We start from the raw sequence: 16,823 nt of genomic DNA on the forward strand, positions 1-16,823 counted from the left end.
GCGGGCGAGGTGGTGGAGGATGTTGAGGAGTTTGTGCTTGGCGGAGTCGTCGAGGAGGGGAAGGCGGCCGGCGACTCGGGACATGCAGTGATACGTCGCCGGGAGGGTGGGGTCGGCCGTGATGCGGGGGGTTCTCATGGCGGTGTGTGTAGGAATGGTGGTGTGGGTGGTGGCAGGAAGGATTTGTGAAGTGTGGGCGTGAAATGGGTGACGATGAAGGAAGGAGAATGATGCGGGAGTCTGAGGGGTCAATAAAAAGAAAAAGTATCTGACACTTTAAACTCTACAGATCATGTTTAAAATGTCTGGCTAAATAGAAGTCAATACAAATCAAATCGATGAGATTGCCGTGACGATCGGCACGAAGTGATGCGCAGCTGGACCGGGGGCGGGGCGGGCGGGTAGCGTGAGGGCATGTCCGACGCGCCGAGGGTGGAGGTGGAATTGCCCGGGATTCCGCGGGTGAAGCGAGGCAAGGTCAGGGAGGTGTTCGATCTTGGGGACGCGCTGTTGCTGGTAGCGACGGATCGGATATCGGCGTTCGATTGCGTGATGCCGAACGGGATTCCAGGGAAGGGGGAGGTCTTGACGCAACTGTCCCACTACTGGTTCGACCGGCTGGAGGGGGTGGTTGCAAGTCATCGGTTGCGGAGGGCGGGTGAACCGCTGCCGGAGAGGCTGGCGCCGTGGGCGGATTGGCTGGGGCGCCGGAGCATGGTGGTGAAGCGGGCCTGCCCGCTGCCGATCGAGTGCGTGGTCCGTGGGTACCTCGCGGGTTCCGGGTGGAGCGAGTATCGGCAGAGCGGGGCGATCTGTGGGGTGGGGTTGCCGGCGGGGCTGAAGGAGTCGGAAGCGTTGCCCGAGCCGATCTTCACGCCGGCGACCAAGGCGGAGAGCGGACACGACGAGAACATCCCGTTCGAGCGGGCGGTCGAGCTGGTGGGAGGGGAGACGGCCGAGAGGGTGCGTGCGCTGAGTCTGCGGATCTACCAGATGGCGCGGGAGCACGCGCGGGAGCGGGGGATCGTGATTGCCGACACGAAGTTCGAGTTTGGCTGGTGGGAGGGGGAACTGATCCTGATCGACGAGGTGCTGACGCCGGATTCGTCACGGTTCTGGCCTGTGGACGGGTACCAGCCGGGGCGCAGCCAGCCGAGCTTCGACAAGCAGTACGTGCGGGACTACCTGCAGGGACTGTCCTGGGACAAGCGGCCGCCGGCGCCCGCATTGCCGCCGGAGATTGTGGAGCGAACGCGGGAGAAGTATTTGGAGGCGTACCGAAGGCTGACCGGGGAGCCGCTTTGAATTGTGGAGGCGCTGATCGAGGATTTTCTGGTGTACCTGCGGCATGAGCGGGGACGGGCGGTCCGGACGCAGGAGGCTTACGCGGCGGTCCTGCGCCAGTTTGGCGGCTGGGTGCGGGAGCGAGGTGTGGCGGCGTGGGGCGGGGTTGGGATCGGCCATCTGACCGCCTTTTTGGGGGAGGAACGGCGGCGGGTGGTGGCATGCGGGGCGGCCGCGGCGCCGCGGCGTCTGGGTCCGGACGCCCTGTATGGGCGCATTGCGGCATTGCGGGCGTTTTTCCGGTTTGCCGTGACGGAGGGGCATCTCCCGTCGGACCCGGCAGAGCATCTGCAATTGCCGCGGCGATGGCAGCGTCTGCCGAAGACGCTGACGGGCGAGGAGATTGGGCGGCTGTTGGAGCCGCCGAGTGCGCCCAAGCCGATCGACTGGTGTGACGTGGCGGTGTTGGAGCTGGCCTATGCGTCGGGATTGCGCCTGGCGGAACTGCGGGGCGTTCGTGTCGAGCAGCTCCATCTGGAGGCGGGCTTCGTGACGGTGGTGGGGAAGGGGAACAAGGAGCGGATCGTGCCCGTGGCGCCGAGGGCGTTGGAGACGCTGCGGAGGTACCTGGAACTCGGCCGACCGCAATTGGTGCGGGCGGGGTCACCGGCGCAGTTGTTTTTGACGTCGCGCGGCACCGGGTTCAGCCACAGCGCGCTGTGGCGCAGGATCAAGGCTCGGGCGCGGGCGGCGGGGGTGATGCGAGCGGTGACACCGCACATGTTGCGTCACAGTTTCGCGACGCATCTGCTGGAGAACGGGGCGGATCTGCGGGTGATCCAGGAGATGCTCGGGCACGCCAGCATCAATACGACCCAGGTCTATACGCATGTGGCGTCGGAGCGGTTGCGGGAGGTGCACCGCCGGTTTCACCCGAGGGGTTGAGGGTGCGGGCGGGGGAAGGCGGGGGCGGGGGTGGGGATCAGGTGCGCTGTTCCCAGTCGATGCGAAGGGTGGCGGAGAGGAGCGGGGTCCGGGGCTGGGACGGGGTGGACGGAGCGGGGGAGCTGAGATCGCGAGTGAACTGGTTCCACCAGGCCCGCTGGCGTTCCGGGGTCCAGGCACCGGACAGCGGCGAGAGCAGAAGGAGTTGGAGGAATTCGGCAGCGGATTGGGGGCGGCGGGCGGGGTCCTTATGGAGGCAGGCGTGGATGGCGGCGGCGATGGCGGGACTGACGGGGAGGGGGGTGCGGGTGGCGATGGGTTCGGGGTTGGTGGTGAGTTGGTGTTCCCAGAGGGAGTCGATGGAGGAGCAGACGAACAGGGGTTGGGCGGAGAGCAGGAAGTAACCGACGGCGCCGAGGGCGTAGAGGTCGGTGCGGGGATCGCCGAAGCCGGGTTGGCGGATGGATTCCGGGGCCAGGTAAAGGGGGGTGCCCAGAAAGCGGGAGGTATCGGGTCCGGGGCGGTTCTGCGGGGTGGTGGCGGGATCTTGGGGGAGTCGCTGGACGAGGCCGAAGTCGAGCACCTTGACGGTGTCGGGGATGCCGCCGCGGTGGCAGAGGAAGAGGTTGCCGGGTTTGATGTCGCGGTGGATGAGGCCGGCCTGATGGGCTTCCTGGAGGGAGCCGCAGACCTGGGCGAGGAGATGGACGACCCGCTCCTCGGGTTGGGGGCCGTGTCGCTCCACGAGGTCCTGGAAGGTGAGGCCGTGAAGCAGTTCCATGGCGTAGTAGAAGATGCCGTCCGGGGTGTGGCCGTAATCGTACACCTGGATGGTGTTGGGATGGCTGAGCTGGCAGGTGAGGCGGACCTCGTGTTCGAACTGCCGGATGAGGTCGGGATCGGCGCGGTGGGGGAGGAGGAGCTTGACGGCGGTGTCGCGACGGAGGAGGGCGTGGTGGGCGCGATAGACGACGCCCATGCACCCTTCGCCGATCTTTTCGTCGAGGGTGTACTGGCCGAGGCGGCGGGCTTTGAGTTGGGCTTCGTGGAAGCGGCGGCGCCAGCGGGCATTGAGGCCGGTGAAGATGGTGATGCCGAGGGCGGCGAGCGCGAGCAGGAGGAGGAGGACGAGGAAGACGCGTTCGATGACACGGAGGGGTTGAAACGCCTCGGCGGCATCGATCTTGGTGACCACCCCGAAGCGGCGGTCGGGCAACCAGCGCCAGGCGCCCACGACGGGGACGCCACGATAATCGGGACTGGGGACGACGGTGACGCCGCTGGTTTCGGCGACGGCCGCGGCGACGAGCGGCATCAGGGGGGCATCGGGGCCGGGTGGATCGAACGGGGGCCGGGCGAGGGTCAGGTTACGGCCGGGATCGCGCAGTTCGAGGGTGAGGGCGGAGTTGGCGTCGGGGGCATTGGTGAGAAGTCCAAGCTGGCGGAGTTGGTCGTCGAACCGGCTTTGGGAGATGATGAGACCGGAGGGATCGAAGGCGAAGGTTTCGCCGGTGTCGCCTGGACGCGCCACGGAGAGGACGCGGGTGAATTCGTCCTCGGGGCGGAGAATGAAGGCGAGGGCGCCGATGGTGCGACCCTCGGGGTCGCGCACCGGGGTCAGGATCTGCATCAGCTTGATTTCGGGACGGTTCGCAAAGGAGGGGCGGGAGCGGCTGGCGTCGGGAGGGTGGAAGACGGGGGAATTGTTCAGGGCGGGTGGAGGCCTGCGGAAGAACCGGCCGGTATCCCGGTCCGGAGGGCCACGGCGCGGGGGGGCGAGTTTGAACGGTGTGACGAGGACAGGCTGGTCGGTGGCGAAGAGTTCCTCGAAGCGGGCGAGATGTTCTTCGGGGACGATTGCGCCCGGGCGGGAGCGGCCACGGCCGGAAGCGGCGACCACCTGAAGGTCACGGTTCACCAATTGGGCGGCACCGAAACCGGCGGGACCGAGGGATTGCTCGAGGATTTCCTGGAAGGCGCCGAGTGCGGGCGGAGGGGGGCGGGGAGGTCCATTCGAGGAGGGGACCGGGGGGCCGGTGGCCAGGAGTTGTTCACAGAGCGGGAGGAGGGCGGGGTGCCGGGCGAGCACGGCGGCGGTACGCTCCTGGGTATGGATCCAGATTTCGAGGGCGGTGACGTTGGCGTTGAGGACTGTTTCGAGTTCGTTGGCGACGGATGCGGCCAGGGTGTGGCGGACGGCGCGATGGGTGGCGAGGCCGATGGCGAGAAGGATCACCGCGGCGGCGGTGGGGGCAAGGAGGAGGGATGACCTGGAGACGTTGGACACGGGGAGGGGGGTGCGGGACGGCGAATTGGACGTTGGGGTGGGAGCGGTGGTTACGGAGGCGGGAAGGTCACAGTGCCGTCGTGGGACCGAATCGGCAATGCCAGGGGCGGGGCGAGAATTGCTTGGACATTCGGGGGGCCAGGTTTTAAGGAGGCGATATGAGCGTGCGCTGGTGGATGAGTGTCGGGGTGGGTGCGAGTCTGGCGATCGGGACGCTGCCGGTGGGATGGGCGCAGGAGTCGGAAGCGGCTGCCGGGCGGGAGGTCAGGTCAACGACGGCGACGACGCCGTTGCGAAGCGGGGACGGGAGCGATCCGGTGGAGGTGGCGGCGGATGCGTTGGTGGTTCGGCCGTTGGGATTGGCGGCGACGGCGGTGGGGGCGGCGATCTGGGTGGTGGCGCTGCCGTTTTCGGCGATCAGCGGGGATGTGGATCGGACGGGGCAGGTTTTGGTCGGGGGGCCGGCTCGATTCACGTTCCGGCGCCGGCTGGGGGATTTCGAGCCAGGGCGGTGGTAGGCGGGCGGATCAGGCGATGACGCGGCGACGGGCGCGGTCTGGCCAGGTGAAGCAGACGGCAGCGCCCTGGCCGTCCTTGGATTCGATCCAGATTCGTCCGCCCCGGGTTTCCACGATGCGTTTGACAAGGGTGAGGCCGAGTCCGGTACCTGGAACGAGGCCGGAGGGATCGAGGCGCTGGAAGATCTGGAAGACCTTTTCCTGATAGCGTTCCGGGATGCCCGGGCCATTGTCGGCGACGCGGAATTCCCAGGCGTTCCGGCGCCGGGTTGCGGAGATGGAAATCACGCCCTGGGGTTTGTCGAGGTATTTGACGGCGTTATCGATGAGGTTTTGGAAGACCTGATAGAGGCGGTCGGGGTTGCCGGTGAGGGTGGGGAGGTCGGGGGCGGGCTGGATGGCGACGTTGGGCGGGGGAGCGAGGACGGCGGAGACTTCGGTGACGAGCTGGAGGGTGGAGACCTGGGATTCGGGTTCGGGGGTGCGGGCGACCTTGGCGCAGGCGAGGAGGCCGTCGATCATGTGCTGGAGGTGTTTGACGCGACCGCGGAGGAGGCCGAGGAGACGGAGTCCCTCGGGGTCGAGGCGGGAGGCATGATCCTGGGTCAGCCATTCCGAGAGCTGGTGGATGCCGCGGAGGGGTGCCTTGAGGTCGTGGGTGACGACGTAGGCGAATTCGGCGAGTTCCTCGTTGGTGGAGCGGAGGTCGGCGGTGCGTTCCTCGACACGCTGTTCGAGTTGGGCATTGAGCTGACGGATCTGGGCTTCGGCCTGTTCCCGCTGGCGGTCGAGCCTCATGGCGCCGATGAGATTGGCGCAGGTGATGAGCAAGGGTTCGAGCCGGCGCGCGACGGCATGGTCGAACGGCGGGGCCTGGCGGGAGAGTCCGACGACGCCGACGACTTCTTCGTCGTGTCGGAGGGGGAGGCCGAGGAGGTGATCGCGAGGATTGGGGGCGGTCATGATCACCGGGCGGGCGGTGGCGAGGACGTTTTCGATCAACTGGCGGAGGCCATCATCGATGGAGGGGGTGTCCGGGGGATCGGATGGTTTGGGCGGGCAGGGGACGAAGACATTGAGTTCGCGGGTGCCGGAAGGGGAGACGGTGACTTCGGCGATGACACCCTGGCGGCTGTCGGTCATGCGCATGAGGCGGCTGAGGACATGGCGGAAGGCGCGGGCGGGTTCGGGGTCCTCGATGAAGGAGGCTTGGACATCGCTGACGGCCTGGAGGAGTTCGTGACCTTCGCGGAGGGCGCGTTCGGCTTCCTGGCGGCGGGTGATATCGGCAAAGGAGACCACCACGCTGGAGACCTGGCCGGACTCATCGCGGGAGAAGGGGCGGGAATTGACGGAGATCCAGACGAGGCGTCCATCGGGGCGGCGGACGCCCATGACGGCATCGTTGACGAGTTCGCCGGTGCGGAGGGTGGTGATACCGGGGTAATCCTCCTGATCGAGCTGGGAACCGTCGAGGCGGAGGGTATCCCAACTGACGTCGGTGAGGCGGTGATTCCGGAGGTAATCGGCGGTTAGGCCGAGGATTTCGGCGGCGCTGTCGTTGAAGGTGACGAAGGAGCCGTCGCGATTGACGAGCATGACGCCCTCGGCGAGGGCGCCGACGACGGAGCGGTAGGCTTCCTCGCTTTGGCGGAGGGCTTCCTCGATGCATCGGCGTTCGCCGGCCTGGATGGCGAGGGCGACGATATCGGCGATGGAGCCGGCGAAGAGTTCCTCCTCGTTTTTCCAGGTGCGGCGGGGTCCGAGGTGTTCGAGGCAGATCATTCCGATGAGGCGGCCGCGGAGGCGGATGCCGGCATCGAGGAGGGAGGTGATGCCGAGGGGGCGCAGGTAAGGGACGAGGAGTTCGCGGGTGCGGGGGTCGGTTTCGACGTCGGAGATGGAGACGAAGCGGTCGCGGGTGACGGACTCGAAGTAGGCGGGGAAGTTGGCGACCCGGAGTTCGAGATTGACGTCGGATTCGGAGCCGCGTGCCTCGAACTGGCTGACGCAGCGGAGGGTGGTGTCGTTTTGTTCGAAGAGCCAGATATTGACGCGGGCGACGCCGACGCCGCGGGCGGCGGCCTCGGTGATTTCGCGGAGGGAGGCGCCGAGGTCGCCATGGGCGACGAGTTCGCTGCGGGCGAGTTCGAGGAGGGCGGCATTGGCGCGATGGAGGCGGGTGGCGCCTTCGCGGAGGGCGGCATCGTTGAGGTGTCGTTCGATGGCGACATCCGCGAGGGAGGCGGCGAGCCGGTGAAGATCGAGCAGGGGTTCATCCGGTTCGAGACCGGCTGGGAGGAAGCCGACGAAGGCGCCGAGCAACTGGGCGTTGCGGGCCATGATGGGCAGGATGGCGGTGCATTCCCAGGATGCGCCTTCGATGGAGGCGAGCTGGAGGTCGGGATCCATCTCGGAGGGAAACTTGCCGATGACGAGAGGGTTACCGCGGGCTTCGGCGAGGAGCTGGCCGATTCGGCCTGGGGGGGTGGCGAGTTCGAGGAGGCGGGAGCGGGCGGCGGGGCGGAAGGTGGGGGCGAGGATGGCGGGCTGGCCGGGGCTGCCGAGGGGAAACCAGAGGATCCAGCAGCGGACCCCCTGTTGACGGGCCTCGGTGACGCGGACGAGTTCGGCAAGCACCTCTTCCACGGGGCGGCCGGTGGCGATCCATTCGAGGATTCGGTTCTGACCGGCGAGGAACTCCTCGGTCCGGCGGCGGGCGCTGATATCCCGGACATGGATGAGGAGGGCTTCCCGGCTGTGGTGAAGGGCGACCCGGGTGGCGCGGAGTTCGACGGGAACCGCGGATCCATCGCGGCGCAGGCTGAAGCTCTCGCAAAGGCCCAATTCTCCGGAGGCGAGGCGCTGGAAGTCCTTTTGGGCATCGGTTCGGAGGTGAGGGGGGACGAGTTCGGCGACGGGGAGTCCGACGAGCGCGTCGCGGGGCATGCCGTGCAGGTTGCAGGCAGCTTGATTGACGTCGAGGACGACCCCTTCGAGGGACTCGACAAAGATGGCATCGGGGGAGTTTTCGAAGAGTTCGCGGAACCGGCTGCGTTCGGTGGCGAGGGCGATTTCGGCGAGTTTGCGGGAGGTGATTTCGCGGGCGACGCCGCTGATGCGGACGGGGAGGCCCCGGGTATCACGAATGACGACGCCCTGGTCGAAGATCCAGCGTTCGGAGCCATGGGGGCCGGGGATCCGGTATTCCATGGCGTAGCCGTTGGCGGGATCGTGTCGGGCCTCGCGCAGGGTTTCGAGGACGCGGCGACGGTCGCGACGGTCGATGAGTCGCAGGACACGACGGGCGTGAGGAAGGAAGGCGTCGGTGTCCAGGCCGGTGATCCGCTGGAAGGACGGGCTGAGGTAGGCGAAGCGGTGGGAGGGGAGGTCTAGGGTCCAGAGGACATCGCGGGCCTGTTCGGCGAGCTGGCGGAAGCGTTCCTCGCTGGCACGGAGGGCTTCGGTGGCGCGGAGCCGGGCGATTTCCGCGCCGGCGCGGGCGGCCAGGATGCGGAGCATGTCCAGCTGGGTCGGGTTGGGGTCGAAGGGGCCTGTATGGGCGAGGACGAGGAGACCGAGCAGTTCATCGGACGGCCCGGTCAGGCGGAGGGCGAGATACGATTCGGCGCCAATTTGGGCGAGCCAGGGGTCGTCGGGAAACCGGCTGCGGACGTTGTCGGGAACGAGGCAGAGGTCCTGGCGAAGGATCTCGTTTCCGGGCGTGAGGGCGAGGTCGAAGGCGTCGTTCTCGGCGAATCCGTCGCTGTTCCAGATGGCGAGGGGTTCGACCCGGTGGGTGGATTCGGAACGGACGACGCCGACCTGGGCGTGCCTGACGCGAAGGGCCTCGGCAACGCTGCGGACGAGGGATCGAAAGAAATCCTCGCCCCGGCCTTGGGCCGTCATGGCGGCGAGGGTGCGGAGGGCGGTGTCGGCTCGTTTGCGGTCCGTGATGTCGCGGGCGAATCCCTCGAGCCGGGGGGAGTCCCCGGCCGGATGGATGAGCCGGGAGGTGACCTCCATGGTCCGACGCCGGCCGGAACGATCGATGATATCCACGACGAAGGGTTCGTCATGGTCCCCGGCCGTGAATCGGGAGCGGATGCGGCGGGCGGTGCGTTCGCGGTCTTCCGGGGCGATCACGTCGAGGACGGAGCGGCCGGTCAACTGGTCCTGGGGGTAGCCGACGACTGCGGCGGCGGCGGCATTGGCTGAGAGGATGCGCCCCTGGGCGTCGAGGGTGTAGATGGCATCCGGGGCGCCCTCGATGAGTTCGCTGCGGATCTGGTCCATGGAGGGGGGATGATCCACGGGGCCATTCATGGGCGCGGAGCCGGGCGGGGGGGTGACCGGAGTTGGCGTGGAGCGGGCCGGGCGAGCCGGGGTTGGCCGGATGGGGCTGGCCACGCGGTCTGGAGTGGGGCGGGGGACATCGGGAACGACCCGGGGATACTTCCCTGCCGTGGGGCGGGGTGCAAACCCTGCGACGCGGGGAAGAGTGCCGGGGCGTACGCCCGAAGGGAAGGGGCGTCGCGACGTGGGCGAAGCGGGCCCGAGGAGGGCCGGAGATCAAGAGGTTGCCAGGGTTGAAGGCTGGCGACCGGGATGGGATCAGGCTGCGTGAGTGACGACTGAATCGTCGCTGGCGGGGGTTCCCCGGCGGGGGAACGGGGGTGGAGAATTGAAGCTCCAGAACTCGGCGAGGCTGCGGAGCATTTCGACGTACTCCTCGGATCGGGTGGGTTTGATCAGGTAGGCCATGATGCCGAGCTGGTAGAGGCGTTCCCGATCGGCCTCATGGGGTGAGGTGGTGAGCACGGCCACGGGGAGGGTGCGCAGCACCGGGTCCCGGCGCAATTCGGCGAGAAACTCATGCCCGTTCATGCGGGGCATATTGATATCGAGGAGGATCAGGAACGGGAGGGAGTGGTTTTCGGAGCGGAGCCACTGGAGGGCGGCTTCTCCATGGCGGGCGACCTCGATGGGGAAGGCGGCCGGGAGTCGGGCGAGGGCGCGTTCGAGGCTCAGGACATCGACTTCGTCATCCTCGACGAGGAGGAGGGGGCGCTTTTCGCGGCAGAAGCGCTGGAGGCGATCGGCGCGGGCGCGATTCTGCTGCCAGGCGGTGGCGAAGCGCATCAGCTCATGGACGCTGTTGAGGCCGAGTTTTTGGCGGATATTGGCCCGGTGGACATCGACGGTGCGGGGGCTGATGCCCAGGCGGTCGCCGATCTCCTTGGCCTCGAAGCCTTCGCCTGTGAGCTGGAACACTTCGAGTTCCCGGTCGGTCAGGATATCCTCGGGCGAGGAATCGACCTCGGAGGAGGCTTCCTCCCGTTTGACCAGCTTGGGGAGGAGGCCCGGGGACATGTAGCGTTCCCCTGCGGCGACCTGGCGGATGGCTGTAAGGAGGGCATCGGGGGTGGTAGCGGGGTCCAGGAAGCCCTTGACTCCGGCGGCGAGGGCGGAGTCGAGCAAATCCGGGCTGCCGCTTTCGGCGAGGAGCACCAGTGAGGGTGGCTGATTGGCAACCGATGGGGGAAGGGCGACGCCGAGGGCGCGGAGTTCGACGACAGCCGTTTCATCGACGACGATGACGGTGGGGCGGACTTCTTCGATCAGGGCCATGGCTTGGCGCATGTCGGCGGATTCGCCGACCAGCACGATATCGTCCTGTCCGGAGAGGCAGTTCCGCAACCCGGCACGGGCCAACGCGTTTCCGAGCGTCAGCAGCACCCGGATGCCGGGCGTTTCGGATGAGGTTTTGGAGGGAGAGTTCAAAGTTGACATGAGGCTAAAAGATTCGGGGAACGACTGCAAGAAGGGACGTCAGGGGAGTGGAAAGGGAAACGGGAGTCCGGTACCCGACCTCGGAGCGATGGCGGAGGGTGGGGCGCTGGCATTCTGGGACGACCGCGTCATGTCGTAGATATCGGGTCTTGCGGTCGGTTACTTAAGTGGTGCCTGTGGCTGGGCAAAAATGCGGAACCCGAATGATCCAACGGGCGGGACTAAGAGCCACAATCAAGCGTCATGAAAGGGTTCGGGGCAGGCCAGTTGGCCTGCCCCGGAACCGAAGGGGGTGCGAAGGGCGTCCGGGCGTGGGCGCCCGGAAGTGCGGCAGTGAGGCTCAGCGCCGGTGACGGCGGGTGAGGGCATAGAGCCCGCCGCCGAGGAGCAGGAGCGTCACGGGACCGGGTTCCGGGATGGAGGCGACGACGACGCCGTACATATTCTGACCGTCCTGACCGTATTCCTGGAGGGTCAGGGTGCCGGCGGGGAAGAGCTTGGCGTACACGGAAGACCACTGGTTGATGGAGCCGTCGGCGCTTTCATCGATGCCGACAGTATCCGGGAAGGCAGGGTTTCCCGCGTTATTTCCGTTCACGGAGATGGGGATCCAGAGCTCGTTGGGGACCCACTGCATGCGTTCGGTGAAGGTCGGGGGATTGGCATTGCTGCCATCGCCAAGGCGGTTATCGATGAGGAGATAAACGATCGAGGGGTTGGCGAGGGTGATCTCGAGTTCGAAGTTGGCATTATCGCGGTTGTTGTTGGCGATCATGATGTACTCATGCCCCATGAGGTAGGAGGGGAAGCCAACGGAGTCCGAGGTGCGGGTGTACTGGTGGGTCCGATCCGTCATCGACTTGGCCCCGTCGAGGAAGGGGCCGACGGTGTAGTCGGGGATCAGGACGTTGCCGGTGGGATTCTCGATGGAGAAAGTCATCCCCGTCGCCTTGGCCGAGGGGCGATCGGTATCCCCGTTTCTTTCGATGACGGAGACAATGTTGGGGAAGGCATGGGCGCCGAGCGAGGCGGCCAATCCGGCGAAGGTGGCCGCTGCGGCGCGGAGCAGGGAGGTCTTCATGGAGTTGGGAGACGGGCGCGAAGGTACGGTTCACGTCCCGAGGGAGGCAAGGAAAAAGCCTTCGAAAACGAGCAGGAATCCGCCGCCCTCCGGCACTCGGGAGGTCCATCGGCGAGCGCGCGATGGAGCCCGACGTCTGGCCTGCCGATGCGGCGGTTCACGAGGGGTGGGATTCGGGATCGGGCGAGGGCGCGACGTGGATTCGGTTGGCGATTTCGGGCGGGATGGGAACTGCCTTCATGGAGCCGTCCGGGCGATGGGCGACGCAGACGACGGTGAGGCGGCCGGAGGCGAGTTCGTCGGGGTGCGCAGCACCGGGACGCAGGAACCGGAAGGCGTAGGTAAGGGACTTGGAGCGTTTCTCGACCACTTCGAGGTGAATTTCGAACTCCTCCTCGAAACGCAGGGGCTGATGGTAGTCGCACGAGGCGTGGACACGGGGCCAGCCCACTTGGGGGGCGCCGGGCCGGGCGGCGACGGAGTGGCCGAGGGAGCGGAAGAAGGCGTGTTCGGCGGCCTCCATGTAGCGGAAGAAGTTGGAGTAGTGAACGATTCCGGCGAGGTCGGTTTCGGAGAACTCGACGCGGCGGCGGAGAACGAAGGTGGAAGCCATGGGATCAGGCGGAGACGGGCTGGGTGCGGCGGGTGGCAAGGGCGGCGGCGAAGTGATCGGCGACGCGATGGGCGGCGGCGACGTTGTTGTACCGTTTTTCTACGGCGTTACGGCCGGCGCGGCCGAGGCGGGCTGCGAGGTCGGGTTGGAGGAGGACTTCCTCGATGCGCAGGGAAAGGTCTTCGGGATCGTTGGGACGGGACAGCAGGCCGGCTTGGGATTGCTCGATGATTTCGGGAAAGGCGGCGGTATCGGGCTGGACGACGGGGACGCCGGAGGCCATGGCTTCGAGGAGGTAGAGCCCGAAGGCCTCGCCGTAGTGGGCGGGAACCGAGAGGACGGAGAGGCGGCGGAAGAATGCCTGTTTCGAGGCGTGGTCGAGATTGGGGAAGAGTTCGACCTGGCTGGCCCAGCCCTCGCGTTCGAGGCGCTGCTGCTGGGCGCGGACGAATGGTTGGTCGGAGGGCCCGAGTCCGCCGCCGAGATGGAGGCGCAGATTGGGGATGCGTCCCCGCTGGCGGATCCGGCAGTAGGCGTCGACGAGGTGATCGAGTCCTTTTTCGGCGCAGAGGCGGGCGAAGAAGCCGAGGACGGGCTGAACTGGCTGGGCGTCGGGGACGCGCCAGCCGGCGAGGTTGATGCCGTTGGGCACGACCTGGATGGATTCGGCGGCGAGGCCGAGTCGTTCGGCCATGCGATCGGCGTAGTAGCGGCTTGGGGAGATGAGGAGATCCACTTCGGCGAGGCGTTCGGCGAGGATCTTCCAAGCGTCCGTTCGGTGCGGTTCGGCCAGGGCATCGAGGAAGCAGTCCTCGCCCTGAAGGGTGACGGCGATAACGGAGCCCAGTTGGGATTTGAGGCGGCGTGCGGGCCCGATTAGGAGGGCATTGGAGAAGCTGATGACATCGGGGTGCGGTTGGTGTTGGAAAAGCCATTCGACGAGGGCATCAACCTCGCTTGCCTGGCGGCCCTCCTCCCCGCGCAGCATCGAGACCGTCAGTGCGCCCACCTTGGAAGGGTGGGTTTGGGCGGCGGCGGTGCCGACCCAGCGGAGGAGCCGGGGGGAATCCAGGAGGCGATGGAGCCACTTAGGAAGACGGCGGGCGAAGGGAATGCGCTGTTCTAGATAGACGTTGATCCCACCGAAGAAGACGGGGGAACCGGCGCTCTGGTCGGGTTCGTCAGTGGTCAGGGGAAGGTAAAGCGGGAGCATGGTCACATCATGGCCGTGGCGGCGAAGGGCGGCGACGATGGCGTTGTCTCGGAGGCAGTTTCCGCAGTACATGCCGCCGGCTCCCGGGGTCAGTTGGACAATGCGCATGGGTCTTCAGGCGAACGTGACGGGCAGGTTAGCGGAAGTGAGGGCGTGCGCCAGCATTGCGGTGGCGGGTGGGGCGGGAAGCAGGAAGTGCGGTGCCATCCGAAGCGGGCGTGCGATCGACGGATGGCTTGGGAAGAGGCAAGGAATGGTGGGGCGTGCGGGGCGGTGCAACGGGATGCCCGAATTCTGAGCGGGCATGAGGGGAATGGGCTTTCGGATGACCGGATACGGTTTCCCTTGATCGATAGTCACCTGATGGGTGCTCGCAAACACGTGTCCGGGGTGCCGGCGCAAGAGTTCCAACTCCGCGACTCCATGCCCCAACCTGACCGGGCCTCCCTTCAACCTTCGTTTCCTGCTCCATCCGCTAGTGCAATTCGTCAGGCTCTAAATTGCTGACACTGCGCTTCTGTCCGGTGCCCCCCCGGACGAAGCCCGCCTCCGAAATCCGATCGGAGGCCGCTGGAGATGACGTTGTTGCAGGTCGTCAACATCAACATTAAAATGCCGGTCTCATTGTTTGGATTCAGTCAATATCAGTGTGCCGGGCCCATTATTGGATGGATGCCTTTGCGATTGCCATCGGGGGGCTGGCGCGGCTTTCTTGGGTGCGCTGGGTGGGGCGATTGGCGCAGTGGCTAGCGCAGCTCCTTTACACGGAGACGGTCGGGGGTTCGAGTCCCTCATCGCCCACCCGGGCAAGCGCTCCGTTACAGGTTTGGGCGGGAGCGGCCGATGGACCCGATGGACATGCAGAATTCCTGGCGGACGCGGGGGATGCGGGGTGCGATGGCATTGACGCTGGTGGCTGGTGCGGCCTGCGGAGGGGCCGAATTGTCGCCACCCGAGGTGTACGACCGTGTGGTGGCGTCGACGCTGGCGTTGCGGGTGACGGATGCGAACGGGGAGCGGTTCGTGGGGGCGGGGTTTCTGGCTTTCCGACCGGACCGGGTGGTGACGGCCTGGCATGTGGTGCGTGGGGTGAGGGAGATCGAGGCAACTTACTCGGACGGGACTCGGGCGGAGGTTCTGGGGGTGGTGGGGCACAGCGAGAGGCACGATCTGGCGCTGCTGGAGGTGAGGCCGACCGCGCGGACACCGCTGACGATGAGGCAGGACGATCCCCGGATCGCCTCGCGGCTTTACGCCATCGGCTCACCCCGCGGGTACAGCTTCAGCATTTCGGATGGACTGTTGAGCCAGGTGCGGATGATCGACGGCTTTCCGCAATACCAGTTGACGTGCGCGTTTTCGCCGGGGAACAGCGGCGGGCCGGTGGTGGATGGATTTGGCGAGGTTGTCGGAGTGTCGGCATGGAGCAAGGTGGGAGGGCAGAACCTGAACTTCGCGATACCGGCCCGGTTCGTCACACGCCTCCATTCCGAGGCGGGCGGGGATGGAGCGGTTGGCGAGGTTGGCGGAGGGGGGATTCCGCACGGGGAAAGGGGGGCTGGGCCGTCCGGGTACGCGCAGTTTCTGGAGTGGTTGAGCGTGCGTGCGGGGCATGAGGTCACGGTATCGGTCGTGGCTGGTGACGAGGTTCAGCGGTTTCGTTGGGTGATGCCGGAAGCGGAAGCATCCGCGGAACCATCCGCTGCAAGAGCTGAATCGGCAGCGCGGGAGTCTGGCGCCGGCGCCGGCCCGGTGGGGTCCGAATAGAAACGGACCGACCGGGGAGGAAGGATCCTCCCCGGCCGGCGGTTGCGGACTTACTGAACGAGCAGGGTCCGTTATTCCTGCTCAGGCTCGTCGAGGTCCGGCAGTTCCAGCTCCGGCTGATCCGATTCCGACTGCGGATCACGTTCCTGGGCTTGGGGTTCCGGGGCCTTCTCCGAGCTGTCCGCCAAGGCCACCCGGGTCACGACGATCGCCTGGAGTCCATCGCGATCCATGATGCGACCGGTCACCTTGACCTTGGCGCCGGACTTGGCGGATGCGGCGGCATCCCCGATGCCGGGCCTGGGGCCGATGGATTGGAATGGATTCGCGGGGGTTTCGCGGTCGCGCACGAGGAGGCGATCCTGGGGTGCGTCTGAGGTTGCGGAGTACAGGCCGCTGCCGCTCACCAGCCCGTGGGCCTGGGAGACCGCATTGCGACCGGCGTAGTTCTGCGGGTCATGCACCAGGATGTAGGCCCTGGCTTCGGCCTGGTGGGATTGCTCTGCATCCTGCGGGGCTGCGTGGGTCACGAGGACCAGCGGTTGAATGGCCCAGGCGGAAGCCATGCCCTGCGGCAGGGGACGTCCTCCGGGCCGGGTGGCATCACGATCCCCGAAGCCGCCGGACGGCAGGCTTTGCCGCAACCCGTCTTGAGAGGCGGCGTCGCGGGATTCAATGGCGGATGGCGCGGACGCCGCATGGGCGCCAGTGTCCTTGCCGGACAGGTAATCGAAGAGCGTGACGAGTTTGCCTTCGAGGGTCTGCGTATCCTGGTGGTCCGTCGTCTGGAAGGTGAGGGCGGGTCTTCCCGCGCCGGGCGCCTGGTTGGCAAGGGCGAGGCTCGTGGACAGGACGACGGTGGTGGCGAGAGTTCCGAGGGTGACAAGTGTTGATTTCATAAGTTAGGTAGAACGTTGAGTGTTCCGTCCTTCTCCTTGCATCAAGGGTGCCAGGGATCCGAGGGCGGCGAGGGCGGCGAGGGTTGGCGCGGGCCTGACTGGGGGATCGTGGCGGTTGTCCCCGGGATGGAGGGGGTTACGGGATCAGGGGCTGCGGGGATGTGACGACCAAGGGATGGCCTTATCCCGCAAACGCTGGCACGAGGACCCTCGTTCCGGGCTCTACGCCATGCGGATTGCATGGGTGGAGGTGTGCAACCTGCCAGATTGCGGCTGGCTGCGGGCGTTGTTCGATCCGGTGGGGGCTAACGACCCCGGACGACCATTTCCCGGGCGCCCGTGGGGATGGGGGTGATGGATTCGCGGCCGCCGGGCCAGCGGATCCAGACGGCGTCGGGGGGCGTGGGGGCGCCGAGGACGTGA

At 66.7% G+C, this 16,823-nt stretch carries 12 protein-coding genes and 1 tRNA gene; 6 read left to right on the top strand and 7 right to left on the bottom strand.

The window, feature by feature from the left end; translation table 11 throughout:
• Positions 1–414: 414 nt before the first annotated feature.
• Both KF833_23845 and KF833_23850 read left to right on the top strand, forming a co-directional pair.
• Positions 415–1,305 (top strand): phosphoribosylaminoimidazolesuccinocarboxamide synthase, encoded by an 891-nt coding sequence (locus KF833_23845; GenBank protein ID MBX3748351.1) that lies wholly within the window; start codon positions 415–417, stop codon positions 1,303–1,305.
• Positions 1,306–1,308: 3 nt separating this feature from the next.
• Complete coding sequence (locus tag KF833_23850) at positions 1,309–2,229, top strand: tyrosine recombinase (protein MBX3748352.1); 921 nt, start codon at positions 1,309–1,311, stop codon at positions 2,227–2,229.
• Positions 2,230–2,266: 37 nt separating this feature from the next.
• On the opposite strand, the gene KF833_23855 is transcribed toward KF833_23850, so the two are convergent.
• Positions 2,267–4,516 carry a protein kinase gene (locus tag KF833_23855; protein ID MBX3748353.1) on the bottom strand — a complete coding sequence of 750 codons (2,250 nt, stop codon included), beginning with the start codon at positions 4,514–4,516 and terminating at the stop codon, positions 2,267–2,269.
• Between the two features lie 158 nt (positions 4,517–4,674).
• Between KF833_23855 and KF833_23860 the strand changes: the two genes are divergently transcribed.
• Complete coding sequence (locus KF833_23860; protein ID MBX3748354.1) at positions 4,675–5,034, top strand: multidrug transporter; 360 nt, start codon at positions 4,675–4,677, stop codon at positions 5,032–5,034.
• A 9-nt stretch (positions 5,035–5,043) separates the two neighbouring features.
• Here the strand turns inward: KF833_23860 and KF833_23865 are convergent, their stop codons facing one another.
• Together KF833_23865 and KF833_23870 are read right to left on the bottom strand one after the other, a co-directional pair.
• Entirely contained in the window at positions 5,044–9,360 is a 4,317-nt protein-coding gene (locus tag KF833_23865; protein MBX3748355.1) for a PAS domain S-box protein, read from the bottom strand.
• Between the two features lie 288 nt (positions 9,361–9,648).
• Positions 9,649–10,827: a response regulator gene (locus tag KF833_23870; GenBank protein ID MBX3748356.1), complete on the bottom strand. Its 1,179-nt coding sequence runs from the start codon at positions 10,825–10,827 to the stop codon at positions 9,649–9,651.
• Between KF833_23870 and KF833_23875 the strand changes: the two genes are divergently transcribed.
• A complete protein-coding gene (locus KF833_23875) occupies positions 10,826–10,966 on the top strand; it encodes a hypothetical protein (protein ID MBX3748357.1) in 141 nt (46 codons plus the stop codon). The genes KF833_23870 and KF833_23875 overlap by 2 nt on opposite strands.
• A gap of 201 nt (positions 10,967–11,167) precedes the next feature.
• On the opposite strand, the gene KF833_23880 is transcribed toward KF833_23875, so the two are convergent.
• From KF833_23880 to KF833_23890, 3 genes are all read right to left on the bottom strand, one after another.
• Entirely contained in the window at positions 11,168–11,908 is a 741-nt protein-coding gene (locus KF833_23880; GenBank protein MBX3748358.1) for a PEP-CTERM sorting domain-containing protein, read from the bottom strand.
• A gap of 157 nt (positions 11,909–12,065) precedes the next feature.
• Complete coding sequence (locus tag KF833_23885) at positions 12,066–12,521, bottom strand: acyl-CoA thioesterase (protein MBX3748359.1); 456 nt, start codon at positions 12,519–12,521, stop codon at positions 12,066–12,068.
• Between the two features lie 4 nt (positions 12,522–12,525).
• Positions 12,526–13,842 (bottom strand): glycosyltransferase family 4 protein, encoded by a 1,317-nt coding sequence (locus KF833_23890; protein MBX3748360.1) that lies wholly within the window; start codon positions 13,840–13,842, stop codon positions 12,526–12,528.
• Positions 13,843–14,462: 620 nt separating this feature from the next.
• Between KF833_23890 and KF833_23895 the strand changes: the two genes are divergently transcribed.
• Both KF833_23895 and KF833_23900 read left to right on the top strand, forming a co-directional pair.
• Positions 14,463–14,535, top strand: a tRNA-Val gene (locus tag KF833_23895).
• 57 nt (positions 14,536–14,592) lie between these two features.
• Positions 14,593–15,501: a serine protease gene (locus KF833_23900; GenBank protein ID MBX3748361.1), complete on the top strand. Its 909-nt coding sequence runs from the start codon at positions 14,593–14,595 to the stop codon at positions 15,499–15,501.
• A gap of 71 nt (positions 15,502–15,572) precedes the next feature.
• On the opposite strand, the gene KF833_23905 is transcribed toward KF833_23900, so the two are convergent.
• On the bottom strand, positions 15,573–16,400 hold the full coding sequence (locus tag KF833_23905) for a hypothetical protein (protein ID MBX3748362.1): 828 nt from the start codon (positions 16,398–16,400) through the stop codon (positions 15,573–15,575).
• Positions 16,401–16,823: the final 423 nt, after the last annotated feature.

It is taken from the genome of Verrucomicrobiia bacterium (assembly GCA_019634625.1).
Taxonomy (GTDB): Bacteria; Verrucomicrobiota; Verrucomicrobiia; order Limisphaerales; family CAIMTB01; genus CAIMTB01.

Coding starts and splice junctions, on each gene's coding strand:
- KF833_23870 (MBX3748356.1), bottom strand. CDS start 10,827: ATGTCAACTTTGAACTCTCCCTCCAAAACCTCATCCGAAACGCCCGGC.
- KF833_23885 (MBX3748359.1), bottom strand. CDS start 12,521: ATGGCTTCCACCTTCGTTCTCCGCCGCCGCGTCGAGTTCTCCGAAACC.
- KF833_23860 (MBX3748354.1), top strand. CDS start 4,675: ATGAGCGTGCGCTGGTGGATGAGTGTCGGGGTGGGTGCGAGTCTGGCG.
- KF833_23865 (MBX3748355.1), bottom strand. CDS start 9,360: ATGAATGGCCCCGTGGATCATCCCCCCTCCATGGACCAGATCCGCAGC.
- KF833_23845 (MBX3748351.1), top strand. CDS start 415: ATGTCCGACGCGCCGAGGGTGGAGGTGGAATTGCCCGGGATTCCGCGG.
- KF833_23890 (MBX3748360.1), bottom strand. CDS start 13,842: ATGCGCATTGTCCAACTGACCCCGGGAGCCGGCGGCATGTACTGCGGA.
- KF833_23880 (MBX3748358.1), bottom strand. CDS start 11,908: ATGAAGACCTCCCTGCTCCGCGCCGCAGCGGCCACCTTCGCCGGATTG.
- KF833_23905 (MBX3748362.1), bottom strand. CDS start 16,400: ATGAAATCAACACTTGTCACCCTCGGAACTCTCGCCACCACCGTCGTC.
- KF833_23875 (MBX3748357.1), top strand. CDS start 10,826: ATGAGGCTAAAAGATTCGGGGAACGACTGCAAGAAGGGACGTCAGGGG.
- KF833_23900 (MBX3748361.1), top strand. CDS start 14,593: ATGCAGAATTCCTGGCGGACGCGGGGGATGCGGGGTGCGATGGCATTG.